Consider the following 13195-nt stretch of genomic DNA (forward strand, 5'->3'; position numbering starts at 1 on the left):
CAGCGGTGTACGGCATTGCCAGTTTCACAGGCTAAGATTACCCAGCAGCAGTCACATAAAAGTGCACCTTGGATAAATGTTTTATCTGCATAATCTTGAACCGGGGTTGAGCCACCCCGGCTGCGACCCTAGATTGGCGGTAGAAGGAGACATCGATGTTTGGCATTCCCGGTAAGCAAGCAGTCACAATTACACCGAAGGCGGCAACTCAGATTTCCAAGCTGATGCTTTCGGCAGGGCATGCTGGTTTGCGGATCGGTGTCAAAAAGGGCGGTTGTGCGGGCATGGAATACACCATGGAATACGTTCAACAACCTGATCCCAACGACGAAGTGGTGACACAGGATGGTGCCAAAGTGATGATCGCGCCGATGGCGCAGATGTTTCTGTTCGGCACTGAAATCGATTATGAAGTTTCGCTGCTGGAAGCGGGATTCAAATTTAACAATCCTAATGTCTCGGATGCCTGCGGCTGTGGGGAATCGATCAGTTTCAAAGATATGGCAAGCGAGTAACTACGCTGACCTCGAGGTAAGAGATAAGGCGGGGGTCTCCCGCCTTTTTGGTGTTCAGCAACAAGCTATAGGCCAAAAGTATTAGCGGTAATTGTCTCGCCGCGCTGGCAATGCTACCAAACTGCAAAACTATAGCAGGAGACGGCAGATGCGGCAGAAATTGGCGGCAGGAAACTGGAAAATGAACGGCACCTCTGCGACGTTGCCGGAACTAAAAGCCCTGGCTGATACCTATGGCACTGCGGGTGTTGATGTGTTGATCTGCCCGCCTGCTGCTTTGCTGCACCGTGCAGCTGAAGTTATCGATGGCAGTGCGGTCGCCGTTGGTGGTCAGGACTGTCATGCTGATGGGGCAGGCGCCCACACCGGTGACACCAGCGCTGAGATGTTGAAGGATGCGGGCGCAAGTTCAGTCATTGTGGGCCACTCCGAACGCCGCACGGACCACAACGAAAGTGATGCGGCGGTCTGTGCCAAGGCTGAAACGGCGATGGCAACTGGCCTAACTGCGATTGTCTGTCTTGGGGAAAGTCTGCAGCAACGGGATGCAGGTGAGACATTGGAAGTGATTGGCTCTCAGCTTGCAGGTTCGGTTCCGGAGCAGTCGACCGGCGATAGCCTGGTGATTGCGTATGAGCCGATCTGGGCCATCGGCACAGGTAAGGTGCCAACACTTGAGCAGATTGGCGAGGTGCATGGTTTTTTGCGGGCGCAACTGGTTGCCCGGTTTGGGAATGAGGTCGGCGCAGCAGTTCGATTGTTATATGGTGGATCGGTAAAGCCTAGCAATGCCACTGAGATTTTTGCGGTGGAGGACGTGGACGGTGCGCTGGTTGGTGGTGCCAGTCTGAAGGCAACGGATTTTGCGCCAATTATTGCCGCGCTTGAAAATAGCTGAGCGGCGATTCATCCGGGATATGAAGATTGCGCCTAATGGCGCAGGCCTCCGGCGGGAGTATTTGGAAAAAGATGAAGCCGGAAGCCTGCGTGCTGACAGTGGGGCTGTCAGTCGTTGATATCGTGGTCAAAGGTTTTCACCTGACCCTGCGGACGGGCAAAGACGCGCCGCATGATGAGCCAGGCAACCAGTGACAAGGCAGCGAAGATCAGCATTAACATCGGAAAGCTAAGCGACAAACCAGTGTTGAGCAGGATCAGTGACACTGCCGCAGCGCCGATTGCAAAGCCTAGAAAAACAAAGCCGGGGGCGAGCACTTCGACAATGGCCAGCAGCAATGCTGCTGCTGCCCAGAGCCACCAAATTGACCAAATTGGGTCGGTCATTATTTCCCTCCAGACAGCATTTTGAAGGCATTGCCAAAGGCCTGAACCGCATCAGCCGGCAGGATGATGGTCTGCTTGCCGGCGCCGTTGCCAAGATCTGACAGGGCTTCGACCTGTTTCAGCGCCACTTGGTATTGAGCAGCCTCGATGCCGTTTTCCTTGATGGCCTTGGCTACCACTTCAGTCGCGTAGGCCTCGGCGTCGGCCTGGATGCGGCGGGCCTTGGCGGTTTGCTCGGCGGCGTAGAGTTCGGCGTCGGCGGCCAGTTCGACTGCACGGCGGGTGCCCTCGGCCTCGGTCACCTGGGCGCGACGGGCGCGTTCGGCGTTTAACTGTTGCATCATGGCGTCGCGGGTGGCCTGATCTAGGTTCACATCCAGAATCTCGGTGCGGGTCACTTCGATGCCCCAGTCATCCACTGAATCCTCAACGGCCACTTTGATCGTTTTGATCAGTTGATCTCGGTTAGATTGCACCTCGTCCAAGTCCATTTTGCCGATCTCGGCGCGCACGATGCCAGCGACGGTTGTGGCAATGGCAGCGTCAACGTCCCGGATGCGGTAGACGGTTTTTTCTGGTTCGATAATGCGGTAAAATACCGAGGTTTCGACCTGCACCAAGACGTTGTCCTTGGTGATCGCATCTTGGCTGGCAGAGGGCAACTGCCGCTCCAAAATCGAAATCTTGTGCGCAACGGCATCAAGAAAGGGAATGACAAAATTGATGCCAGGTCCCAGCACCACGTGCAGGCGACCAAAGCGTTCGACGACGAATTTTTCCGATTGCGGTACAATGCGGACGCCTTTCAAGATCACCACGATCAGGAAAATTGCACCTAGCAGGTAAGTGACGTTCTGGGTTATTAGTCCTATAATCTCTTGTTCACTCATTTTTTGCCTCAATGTTTGTGTACTATGGTATACATGTTGGGGGCAATCCCCGTGATTTCAACCTTTGTATGGGCCCTGAAGGGAGCTGTGACAAGCGGGCACAAGACTTGTCAATTCCATCAGGATAGGGCAAACGCGCCGGGTTGCGCCGCTCCGAGATAGAGATGAGGATATACCAATGCCGTCAAAAGTCACATTTGATCTACAGGCCACTGATGGCAAAGCCCGAACCGGGGTGATTTCGACGCCGCGCGGTGAGATCCGCACGCCCGCGTTTATGCCAGTGGGGACCGCCGCAACGGTTAAGGCGATGATGCCGGAAAGTGTGCGATCTACTGGAGCAGATATCCTGCTTGGCAATACCTATCATCTGATGCTGCGTCCAACGGCAGAGCGGATTGATCGTCTTGGGGGCCTACACAAGTTCATGAACTGGGAGCGCCCCATCCTGACCGACTCGGGTGGATTTCAGGTGATGTCGCTGGCCGGTTTGCGCAAGATGACTGAGCATGGAGTGACCTTTAAAAGTCATGTGGATGGGTCCAAGCATGAGTTGACACCGGAACGGTCGATGGAGATCCAGAAACTGTTGGGCAGTGATATCGTCATGTGTTTTGACGAATGTCCGGCCTTACCTGCAAGTGATGCCGAAGTGGCCGAGAGCATGCGGATGTCAATGCGATGGGCTGCGCGATCGCGTGATGCCTTTGGCGATCGGCCCGGCCATGCACTGTTTGGCATTCAGCAAGGTGGTGTGACGCATGATTTGCGCGCTGAAAGTGCTGAGAAGCTGCGTGAGATTGAGTTTGACGGCTATGCCGTCGGCGGCCTGGCTGTTGGTGAAGGGCAAGAGGCAATGTTCAACGTGCTGGACTATGCCCCGGACATGCTGCCGACAGATAAGCCGCGATATCTGATGGGGGTCGGCAAGCCCGACGACATCGTTGGGGCAGTGGCGCGCGGCATTGATATGATGGATTGTGTACTGCCGTCCCGCTCGGGTCGTACAGGACAGGTTTACACCCGTCAGGGTGTGGTCAACATCAAAAATGCCCGCCACATTGATGACCCGCGTCCGCTGGATGAAAACTGTGCTTGTCCGGCTTGCCGCAACTATTCGCGGGCCTATCTAAGCCATGTGTTCCGCAGCAATGAAATGATCAGTGGGATGTTGTTGACCTGGCACAACCTTCAGTATTTCCAGGACATTATGGCCGGAATGCGTGAAGCGATAGCCGCTGGAACTTTTGCCGCTTGGCAAAGTGATTTCCATTCAGGTCGTGCGCAGGGGGATATCGATCCTCTTTAATCCGTAAGGCGCAGAAGAATTGAGCGAATATGGGCGCCTGTGGCAGGGTATTCTGGCAAAAAGAAACCCAGCGTTAGGCCTGTTGCAATATTAGGAAATTGGTCACCCTGACCGCAATTGGAGACTTGTGGTCGGACGTCACTACAGGCAAAGTGACCGCCAACTTGATGGCCAGCCGGTTGTAATCGAATGACCGCAGTACCAGATTAACAGATCCAACGAGGAGACGAACCAAGGTTGCCGAATTTCGGGACCGGATCGTCTTGCCAAAAGTAAGGACCGAGTATGCAAGAGCCTCTTAATTCTTCCTATCCTGTATTGCCATTGCGCGACATTGTGGTCTTTCCCCACATGATTGTACCGCTGTTCGTGGGTCGGGAAAAATCGGTGCGTGCCTTGGAAGAGGTTATGGCCGATGACAAGCAAATTTTGCTGAGCAGTCAGATAGACCCGGCCGATGATGACCCCGAGACGGATGGTATTTATTCCGTTGGCGTTTTGGCCAATGTGTTGCAATTGCTGAAACTGCCAGATGGAACGGTCAAAGTGCTGGTCGAAGGCCATGCCCGTGTCAGCATCACCGAATATCTGGAAAATGATAATTTCTTTGAAGCTCGCGCTGAATATCTGACTGAAATTCCGGGCGATGTGACCACCACAGAAGCGCTGTTGCGCACTGTCGGCGATGAATTTGAACGCTATGCGAAAGTGCGCAAAAACATTCCCGAGGAAGCGTTGTCGGCGGTGGGCGAATCTGCTGAACCAGCCAAACTGGGTGATCTGGTCGCCGGGCATCTGGGAATTGAGGTCGAGCAAAAGCAGGATCTGCTGGAAACTCTGTCGGTGTCAGAGCGTCTGGAGAAGGTCTATGGCCTGATGCAGGGCGAAATGTCTGTGCTGCAGGTCGAGAAAAAAATCAAGACGCGGGTCAAAACTCAGATGGAGAAGACCCAGCGCGAATACTACCTGAATGAGCAAATGAAGGCCATTCAGAAGGAACTGGGTGACGGCGAAGAAGGCGAAGGCGAAATGGCCGAGCTGGAGGCCAAGATCGCCGAAACCAAGCTGAGCAAGGAAGCTCGTGAAAAGGTCGAAGGCGAGCTGAAGAAGCTGAAGAACATGTCACCAATGTCCGCCGAGGCGACCGTTGTGCGCAACTATCTTGACTGGATGCTGTCCATTCCGTGGGGCGTCAAGTCGCGTGTGAAAAAGGACCTGGCCAAAGCGCAAGAGATCCTGGATGACGATCACTATGGACTGGTGAAGGTCAAGGAACGCATTGTTGAATATCTTGCGGTGCAACAGCGCTCGACCAAGCTAAAGGGGCCGATCCTGTGTCTCGTTGGACCTCCGGGTGTGGGTAAAACCAGCCTGGGTAAATCGGTTGCCCGTGCAACTGGGCGGGAATTCATTCGTATTTCGCTTGGTGGAGTGCGCGACGAAAGCGAAATCCGCGGCCACCGTCGGACCTATATCGGGTCGATGCCGGGTAAGATCATTCAGGCGTTGAAAAAGGCCAAAACTACCAATCCACTGATCTTGCTGGATGAAATCGACAAGATGGGTCAGGATTTCCGGGGTGACCCGGCAAGCGCGATGCTGGAAGTGTTGGATCCTGAACAGAACTCGACCTTTGTCGATCACTATATGGAGGTCGAGTATGACCTCTCGAACGTGATGTTCCTGACCACATCGAACAGCTATAACATGCCCGGTCCGCTGTTGGACCGGATGGAGATCATTCCGCTGTCCGGCTACACCGAGGACGAAAAACGCGAGATCGCTAAACAGCACCTGGTCTCCAAGCAGATCAAGAACCACGGCTTGAAAGCCAAGGAATTTGAACTGAAAGAAAGCGCTCTGACCGAAATTATCCGCACATACACCCGCGAAGCCGGGGTGCGGAATCTGGAACGTGAGATCGCGAAGGTGGCGCGGAAGTCGCTGACCAAGATCATTAAGAAAGAGACCGAAAGCGTTACGGTGTCGGCGGACAATCTGAGCGACTTCCTTGGGGTTGAGAAATTCCGCTATGGTCTGGCCGAGAAGGAAGACCAGGTCGGTGTAGTGACAGGGTTGGCCTATACATCGGTTGGCGGTGAGCTGTTGTCTATCGAGGCGCTGCGTTTGCCGGGCCGGGGGCGTATGAAAACCACCGGTAAGCTGGGCGATGTGATGAAAGAGTCGATTGAGGCGGCCTCGTCTTATGTACGTTCGATTTCACCGCAGCTTGGCGTCAAGCCACCTCGTTTTGACCGCTGGGACATCCACGTACACGTGCCTGAGGCGGCAACGCCAAAAGATGGCCCTAGTGCCGGTCTGGCCATGGTGACCTCTATCGTGTCGGTGCTGACACAGATCCCGGTTCGCAAGGATATTGCGATGACGGGTGAGGTGACGCTGCGCGGCAATGCGCTGGCGATTGGTGGTCTGAAAGAAAAACTGCTGGCCGCGCTGCGCGGCGGTGTGAAAACAGTGCTGATCCCGCAAGAGAATGAAAAGGATCTGCCGGAAATCCCTGACAATGTGAAAGAGGGGCTGGAAATCATCCCGGTTTCACATGTCTCGGAAGTGCTGAAGCATGCACTGGTCAGAGCGCCTGAAGCGATCGAATGGGACGAAGAAGCAGAAGAAGAAGCGGCAGCGGCCCGGGCCGCGCTGAAACATCCCGAAGGTGGGGCAGGGGCAGTCGCTCACTGACCTGGACCTTGCGAAGATAAGACAAATAGGCGGCCCAAACAGGCCGCCTATTTTGCTTTTGGGGTCTATGCTGCGCGGCGCGCCATTTTGGCCTGTACTGTGGCAACTGCAACAGCGTCGGGGCAGGTGTTTTCCGCCCGGGCCTGAGATAGGATCGCTTGCATGGTCAGGTCCAGGGCCTCCAGCTTTTCTTCGACAAATGCGGCCTGGTCGGAAATGCGTAGAATTTCAGTGGCGACATTGATAATGCCGCCGCCGTTGGCAACAAAATCGGGCGCATACAGAATGCCTCTGGCGTGCAATGCAAGCCCATCTTGAGGAGACGCCAGCTGATTGTTGGCGCCACCTGCCACGATACCGACGTTGAGCTGTGGTATAGTCTCTGGGTTTAGAATGCCACCAATTGCACAGGGTGCAAAAATATCCGCCTTGGCCGCATAGATTTGATCCGGTTCAACGGCCGCGGCACCAAATGCGGTCTTGGCTTTGGATATACGTACTGCATCTGTGTCGGTAACAATCAGGTTTGCCCCTGCTGAACTAAGCTGCGTGCACAAATACCATCCGACGTTGCCCAGACCCTGGACCGCCACTGTTACACCGTCCAAATCGGCACTGCCGCAATGGTGCCCTTGCGCCGTGCGAATGGCGTTATAGATGCCGCGTGCGGTGATCGGCGAGGGATCACCACTGGCGAACTCTCCATTGGATAACCCAGCAACAAAAGGTGTCACCTCGGCCAGATGCCCCATATCAGCGGGGGCCATGCCCATGTCTTCGGCGGTGAAATAGCGCCCCTGCAGGGTGTCGATGGCTCGACCAAAGGCGTGCAGCAATTCAGGTGTTTTGTCCGTCCCTGGATGACCAATGATCACCGCCTTGCCGCCGCCTAAGGGCAGGCCGGCTGCGGCGTTTTTGTAGGTCATTCCTTGGCTAAGCCGTTTCACATCGGTCAACGCCTCTTGCGCGCTGGCATAGGGGCGCATCCGCAGCCCGCCGGCAGCCGGGCCAAGCTGGGTCGAGTGTACAGCAATATATCCAAGCAGCCCGGTGGCAGTGTCTTCGACACAATAGATCTCTTCGTGACTGCTGGCTGGCATCGGTGTGATGATCATTCTATTTGCTCCTCCATTGCCACTTGATAAACTAGGCCGCGCGCAGGTTTTCGCCAAATCCAGCCGAGTGGTTTGCAAAATTTAGTGATTATCGCTAATTCGAAATTGAAAAATAGGAAATTTCCAATGGATCCGATAGATAGAAAGATCGTTGCTGAGCTGCAGCTTAACGCCAGGCAAAAGATGGCTGATCTGTCTGAAAAGGTCGGGTTGTCGCCAACGCCCTGCGCGCGCCGGGTCTCTATCCTCGAGGACGCGGGGGTGATCACTGGGTATTCGGCGCGGGTGAATCAGACGAAACTGGGACTACCGATAACGATTTTCGTAACGGTTGAACTGGAGAGGCAGGCCAGCGATGCCATTGCTGCCTTTGAGAGATCTGTGCAGGCTTTTGATGAAGTGATGGAATGCTATCTGATGACTGGAAGTCGCGATATTTTACTGCGGGTGGTGTCGCGTGATCTGACCAGCTTTGATGAGTTTCTGGAGCACCATCTTCTGCGTGTGCCGGGCATACGTTCTACACAATCCAGCTTTACCCTACGTACAATGATCCAGCGCAACACCTTGCCTTCGGGATAGATTGGCGCCCAATTGACGGCTGTTAGAGTTGGCTACATCGACAATTGAGCGCTGACTTAGCGGCGAATTGTACGTATTTTGGCAACAATACTGCGTTAATGGGTGTTAACGGGCTTGATATTGGCCTGTTGTTGGCGCGGAACCGGAAACCGAGGTATGATCAGGTGTAGTTTAAAAAAACACACGCAAACCACGGGGCAAACCATGGCAACGAGCACGACAAAGCGCAGCAGTGCAGGCAAATCCGTCACTTCAGGAACCACGACTGCCAAAACCACCACTCCGAAAACGCCTTCCCGGGCCGGATCCACACCTGGTCCTAAAGCTTCTCCCAAAGTGGCCAAAGTTGTGCCGACCGAAGCCGCCCGGGTGGTAGACCCAGTCGTTTCGGAGCCTCCCGTTGACGCAGCAGATCTGCCGATGCGAAAAAAAGAGCTTATAGACCTGGTTGTTGAACGGTCCGGTATCAAGAAGAAAGACGCTAAACCCGTCGTTGAAGCGATGCTTGCTGTACTTGGCGAGGCGGTTGGCCGCGGCCGCGAACTGAATATGCAGCCACTGGGGAAACTGCGCATAAATCGCAGCATAGAGCGGAGTAATGGCCGGATCGTTGTGTGCAAATTGCGGCAAAGCACTGCCACAACTGAAAATTCAACCGCAGCAGATAACACAACTGTTGGACCCATTGTAGAAGATGGAGCCGGTTTCCCATAGGGGCGGTTAGGTCCAGAACAGCGCGTAACCCTGACTGCTGAAGACCAACAAAGAAGTGTAGTGTGGCATCCTACAGCTACCCGAAACCGGGGCATGAATGCTTCGGTTCGGCGCAAGGGGCGGCTTGCACCTCCGGATTATGGCCAGCTGAAGGCTCTCAATAACCGTTGTGTCGTCGGATCGCAGCCCGCTGTGACAGCTGTGTGAACCGTTCCAGACCGCCATCTCGCTCGCGGCTACTGTGTGGTCTTGGCCATGTGTCCTGAAGCTAGAGGTGGCAAAGGGCTTTCTAATCTGCCTCCAAAGCGCGAATAACCTTTGGAGGCAGAAAGACTTAACCCGGCATCTTCTCAAAGGCTGGTAGGCTGTCTTGGAGGACAGTCGCCTTCATTTTGCTCGACGTATAAACATTCACCTTCGGGGCGAATTCTTCATGTTCGTTGATGAGACCGGCGCGCAAGCCAAGCATGCCCGCGCGAGCAGAATTCTGTGTGAACAGTGGCGTTCCACATGTGCCGCAAAAATGCTTGGTCATCGTGGTGCCTGCATCTGAATCGTGTTGGTAAGTTTTTGGCGTGCCGATGATTTTCACATCGTCCTGTTTCATAAACATCAGTGTGGCATAGGCGCTGCCCGTGGATTGACGGCATGCGGTGCAGTGGCAGTTTGCCATGACCGGCACCTCACCATCGGCTTCAAATGAGATGTCACCACAGAGGCATTTGCCGGTTAGTTTTGTCATGGGCTTTCCTTCGAGTATGGGCTTCCTTGCCATCATGAGATTAGGGAAATTACAATGATCATCAAGGGCAGAGAAAGGGCTTGAGCGGTTGGACTTGGCTGGAGTCGCCATGCACGTCTTGGCGCCGCTAAAGCTGCAAAGGTGGCATTTGGGGGCAAAAATTTACTTCTGGACGCCTCTGTTGACAAAGTCACTTCGTGTCTTAGCATTAAGCCGATCTAGGCGGATTTGGTGGAATATGACTTACCCTATGTACGGCTCCAACCCAAGTAAACGACATGCTGGTGATGCGAATGTTTTTTTGTCCGGAGTGAAAATTTGGGTCGGTTATGGTCACTAATGGGGATTGGATAAAATACCTTGCCGCTAAAAGGCTGTGGATACCGCCAACTATCGCATGCATAGTGTTGGCAGTGGTTTCGCAGTATAATTTCCTTGCATTTCACACATTGGCAGAACTGACGACAATATGCATTTCGTATGTCGTTTTCTCTCTGGGGTGGTCCACTTATGGATTTTCAAGGAATACATTCCTAATTTTTTTTGCATGTGGCTACTTTTGGGTCGGCTCGCTTGACATTTTGCACACCTTTGTCTTTCCAGGAGTGGACATATTTACTGAAGGTAATGCAAATTTATCCCTACAGTTTTGGATTGTCAGTCGGTATCTAGAGGCATTGTTATTCCTTGTGGCTCCATTTGTCTTGATGAGGGGCAACAATCCATACGCAATATTTATTGCGATTGGTTTGACCTCAGTGGTTTTTACCACACTTATATCCCTGGGTGGATTTCCAATCACCATTATCGACGGGCAGGGTCTTACGGATTTTAAGATCTATAGCGAATACATTATTGTGTTAATGCTGACGATTGCAGTCTTTGGTATCTATAGTCAGAGGAATGAAATTGATACTGAAGAACTGACTCTGGTTGTTGCTGCCATAATGTTTACAATGTTTGCGGAAATTTCTTTTACTTTGTATGATAAGATACTTGCGTCGCATTTCGTGATACTGGGGCATCTTCTTAAGATTTATTCGTTTTGGTTTATTTTCCAAGCTATCGTCATTACTAACTTAAGAAAGCCCTATGCGAATATCAAAAGGGCAGAAGAAAACCTGTCTTTTCATATCCGAAACACTCCATTAGGATGCATTTCCTGGGGTCGCGACTTTCGTATCACTGAGTGGAATAAATCAGCGGAGAAAATATTTGGGTATTCTGCCGGCGAAGTGATCGGGCGCCACGCATCCGGAACCATTTTGCCTGCAGGAATAATCGATGAGATAAATAAGGTTTTCCAATTGCTTCTTGATAACAAAGGAGGCATCCGATCCACAAACGAGAACCTTACCAAAGATGGTAAAACGATCATCTGTGATTGGCACAACACTCCGATTGTGGATGAAAACGGTGAGGTAAGTGGCATTGCATCTCTTGTTCATGATCTCACTGACCGCAAGAATCTTGAAGATCAACTTCGTCATGCCCAACGCATGGAAGCGGTCGGTCAATTGACTGGTGGTGTAGCTCACGATTTTAACAACCTTCTGGCAATCATGCTGGGCAGTGCTGAAATGTTAGAGGATCTGGCAGGTGACAACACAGAGGCAAAAGAGTTTACCGATAATATCAAGTCAGCAGTTTTTCGAGGGTCATCTCTGACTGGCAGATTGTTGGCATTTTCACGCCAGGCGCAGCTTGCGCCGGTATCGGCTGATGTTGGGGAATTGATCGATGGACTTAATGACATTCTTCAAAGGTCCCTGGGGGAGACGGTTGATCTAAAGATCGAAGATACAGCTGGCCTGTGGCCTGCGATGATAGATACACACCAGTTTGAAAACGCCTTGGTGAATTTGGTTTTGAATGCTCGGGACGCCATGCCTCAGGGTGGTATACTTACCATCGAAGCTGCCAATGTTACCTTGGATGAAGCAAATGCAGGGCAATACGAAGAAATGAGGCCCGGACATTACGTAGAGGTCGTGGTGAGCGATACCGGTGCCGGAATTGAACCCAATATAAAGTCGAAGGTGTTCGAACCGTTCTTCACGACGAAAGAGGTGGGCAAGGGCAGTGGCCTTGGGCTCAGCATGGTTTTCGGGTTCGTCAAACAATCAAACGGACACATTACAATCTACAGTGAAGTTGACCACGGCACGTCGGTAAAACTCTATTTACCGCGATCCGAAGATGGGTTCATCGAAACGGAACAAGCACACGAAGACATTAAACACACTCAGGGATCGGGACGCATTCTCGTTGTCGAGGATGCCTCTGATGTTCGTAAGATTTCAGTCGCCTTTCTGAGTGACCTGGGGTTTGATGTTATAGAGGCCGGGAATGGCGCCGAGGCAATTGGTTACCTGGAAACAGGTGAATCTTTTGACTTATTGTTCACAGACGTCGTTTTGCCCGGTGGAATGAACGGTGCTGAAATTGCCGAAGCTGCCAGACGTTTACAGCCCAATATCAAGGTCCTGTACACCAGTGGATACTCCGAGAACGCTGTCATTCATAAGCTGAACTTGGACCGGGGCATGATGTTGATAAGAAAGCCGTTTCTACGTGCCGAGTTGCTGGAGAAGGTAAATAAAGTACTCAGCAATGAGGCCACTGACCATTACGCGCCTCCTTCTTAACACCTGAATTCCGATCGTTTCTTTTTACTGTTTTGGATCTTTGGTGCGTCACCATCTCGTGAAACGCTTAACCGTTGAATTGACGCGGGTTGGGGTTGCTGGCTAACTGATACTATATCGCCCCTTAGTTTTCCGAATGGATGAGACCGACATGAGCAATTCCTCTGCCCTTAAGGGGGCATCTGGTGCCTTTCCTGCATTCAACGCGCATACTCTTGGCTTGATGTTCATTTCCGGATTTTTTGCAACGGTTGCATTTGATCTATGGGGACAGACACTTAGCCCGGCTTTGGGGTTTGCTAACCTGTCACCGCATGGGCTGGCCAAAAGCCTGCTGGGCCGCCTTGGCTTACCGAACGGTGATTTCGCAGGGTATTTTGTGCATTTCTACCTTGTTGGGCTTATTGGTTATCCTGTTGGTTGGCTCTTTATTTTCGCACCTATTTGGCAGCGTGTCATTGGACAGACACATTGGCTGTTGTCGTCGGCGATTTATGGGTTTGGCCTTTGGTTGTTTGCGATTGGCGGCATCACTGCCATTGCAGGGCTGCCCTTGTTTCTGAACTTCACCGGCATCACCTGGGTCGCCCTGGTTGGTCACGTTCTTTATGGCATCGTGATGGTGATGTGCCTGCAGATCATCGAGCGCCCTAAGCACAAATAGAACCCACGTGACCACATCGCGGGGAAGGCCGG

The 13195-nt window shown here is 52.6% G+C and carries 12 protein-coding genes; 8 read left to right on the forward strand and 4 right to left on the reverse strand.

Going from position 1 to position 13195, the window contains the following annotated elements; translation table 11 throughout:
* Positions 1-155: 155 nt before the first annotated feature.
* Both EBB79_RS06930 and tpiA read left to right on the forward strand, forming a co-directional pair.
* The gene (locus EBB79_RS06930; RefSeq protein ID WP_127748224.1) at positions 156-515 is read left to right on the forward strand and encodes a HesB/IscA family protein; all 360 of its coding nucleotides are present in this window, start codon (positions 156-158) and stop codon (positions 513-515) included.
* 148 nt (positions 516-663) lie between these two features.
* Positions 664-1413 carry a triose-phosphate isomerase gene (gene tpiA, locus EBB79_RS06935; protein ID WP_127748225.1) on the forward strand — a complete coding sequence of 250 codons (750 nt, stop codon included), beginning with the start codon at positions 664-666 and terminating at the stop codon, positions 1411-1413.
* Positions 1414-1520: 107 nt separating this feature from the next.
* Here the strand turns inward: tpiA and EBB79_RS06940 are convergent, their stop codons facing one another.
* Complete coding sequence (locus EBB79_RS06940; RefSeq protein ID WP_127748226.1) at positions 1521-1799, reverse strand: NfeD family protein; 279 nt, start codon at positions 1797-1799, stop codon at positions 1521-1523.
* The gene (locus EBB79_RS06945) at positions 1799-2689 is read right to left on the reverse strand and encodes an SPFH domain-containing protein (RefSeq protein ID WP_127748227.1); all 891 of its coding nucleotides are present in this window, start codon (positions 2687-2689) and stop codon (positions 1799-1801) included. Before EBB79_RS06945 ends, EBB79_RS06940 begins: the two co-directional genes overlap by 1 nt.
* Before the next feature lie 178 nt (positions 2690-2867).
* Here EBB79_RS06945 and tgt point away from each other — a divergent pair, with 178 nt between their 5' ends.
* Both tgt and lon read left to right on the forward strand, forming a co-directional pair.
* Positions 2868-3998 (forward strand): tRNA guanosine(34) transglycosylase Tgt, encoded by a 1131-nt coding sequence (gene tgt, locus EBB79_RS06950; RefSeq protein WP_127748228.1) that lies wholly within the window; start codon positions 2868-2870, stop codon positions 3996-3998.
* A 285-nt stretch (positions 3999-4283) separates the two neighbouring features.
* Positions 4284-6698, forward strand: a complete 2415-nt coding sequence (lon, locus tag EBB79_RS06955) for an endopeptidase La (RefSeq protein WP_127748229.1) — start codon at positions 4284-4286, stop codon at positions 6696-6698.
* 65 nt (positions 6699-6763) lie between these two features.
* Here lon and EBB79_RS06960 read toward each other — a convergent pair whose 3' ends face one another.
* A complete protein-coding gene (locus EBB79_RS06960) occupies positions 6764-7813 on the reverse strand; it encodes a Glu/Leu/Phe/Val family dehydrogenase (RefSeq protein ID WP_127748230.1) in 1050 nt (349 codons plus the stop codon).
* A gap of 126 nt (positions 7814-7939) precedes the next feature.
* Here EBB79_RS06960 and EBB79_RS06965 point away from each other — a divergent pair, with 126 nt between their 5' ends.
* Positions 7940-8395, forward strand: a complete 456-nt coding sequence (locus tag EBB79_RS06965) for an Lrp/AsnC family transcriptional regulator (RefSeq protein ID WP_127748231.1) — start codon at positions 7940-7942, stop codon at positions 8393-8395.
* Between the two features lie 204 nt (positions 8396-8599).
* A complete protein-coding gene (locus EBB79_RS24720; RefSeq protein WP_238705015.1) occupies positions 8600-9109 on the forward strand; it encodes an HU family DNA-binding protein in 510 nt (169 codons plus the stop codon).
* Positions 9110-9443: 334 nt separating this feature from the next.
* Here EBB79_RS24720 and EBB79_RS06975 read toward each other — a convergent pair whose 3' ends face one another.
* Positions 9444-9851 carry a GFA family protein gene (locus EBB79_RS06975; RefSeq protein ID WP_164860752.1) on the reverse strand — a complete coding sequence of 136 codons (408 nt, stop codon included), beginning with the start codon at positions 9849-9851 and terminating at the stop codon, positions 9444-9446.
* A gap of 329 nt (positions 9852-10180) precedes the next feature.
* Between EBB79_RS06975 and EBB79_RS06980 the strand changes: the two genes are divergently transcribed.
* A complete protein-coding gene (locus EBB79_RS06980; protein ID WP_127748233.1) occupies positions 10181-12499 on the forward strand; it encodes an MASE3 domain-containing protein in 2319 nt (772 codons plus the stop codon).
* A gap of 151 nt (positions 12500-12650) precedes the next feature.
* Positions 12651-13163: a hypothetical protein gene (locus EBB79_RS06985; protein ID WP_127748234.1), complete on the forward strand. Its 513-nt coding sequence runs from the start codon at positions 12651-12653 to the stop codon at positions 13161-13163.
* Positions 13164-13195 lie beyond the last annotated feature (32 nt).

It is taken from the genome of Parasedimentitalea marina (assembly GCF_004006175.1).
Classification (GTDB): domain Bacteria; phylum Pseudomonadota; class Alphaproteobacteria; order Rhodobacterales; family Rhodobacteraceae; genus Parasedimentitalea; species Parasedimentitalea marina.

Bases quoted from the DNA above. Each gene is read 5' to 3' on its own strand.
- EBB79_RS24720 (WP_238705015.1), top strand. From the start codon at position 8,600: ATGGCAACGAGCACGACAAAGCGCAGCAGTGCAGGCAAATCCGTCACT.
- tgt (WP_127748228.1), top strand. From the start codon at position 2,868: ATGCCGTCAAAAGTCACATTTGATCTACAGGCCACTGATGGCAAAGCC.
- EBB79_RS06960 (WP_127748230.1), bottom strand. From the start codon at position 7,813: ATGATCATCACACCGATGCCAGCCAGCAGTCACGAAGAGATCTATTGT.
- EBB79_RS06930 (WP_127748224.1), top strand. From the start codon at position 156: ATGTTTGGCATTCCCGGTAAGCAAGCAGTCACAATTACACCGAAGGCG.
- EBB79_RS06975 (WP_164860752.1), bottom strand. From the start codon at position 9,851: ATGACAAAACTAACCGGCAAATGCCTCTGTGGTGACATCTCATTTGAA.
- EBB79_RS06985 (WP_127748234.1), top strand. From the start codon at position 12,651: ATGAGCAATTCCTCTGCCCTTAAGGGGGCATCTGGTGCCTTTCCTGCA.
- tpiA (WP_127748225.1), top strand. From the start codon at position 664: ATGCGGCAGAAATTGGCGGCAGGAAACTGGAAAATGAACGGCACCTCT.
- EBB79_RS06945 (WP_127748227.1), bottom strand. From the start codon at position 2,689: ATGAGTGAACAAGAGATTATAGGACTAATAACCCAGAACGTCACTTAC.
- EBB79_RS06965 (WP_127748231.1), top strand. From the start codon at position 7,940: ATGGATCCGATAGATAGAAAGATCGTTGCTGAGCTGCAGCTTAACGCC.
- lon (WP_127748229.1), top strand. From the start codon at position 4,284: ATGCAAGAGCCTCTTAATTCTTCCTATCCTGTATTGCCATTGCGCGAC.
- EBB79_RS06940 (WP_127748226.1), bottom strand. From the start codon at position 1,799: ATGACCGACCCAATTTGGTCAATTTGGTGGCTCTGGGCAGCAGCAGCA.
- EBB79_RS06980 (WP_127748233.1), top strand. From the start codon at position 10,181: ATGGTCACTAATGGGGATTGGATAAAATACCTTGCCGCTAAAAGGCTG.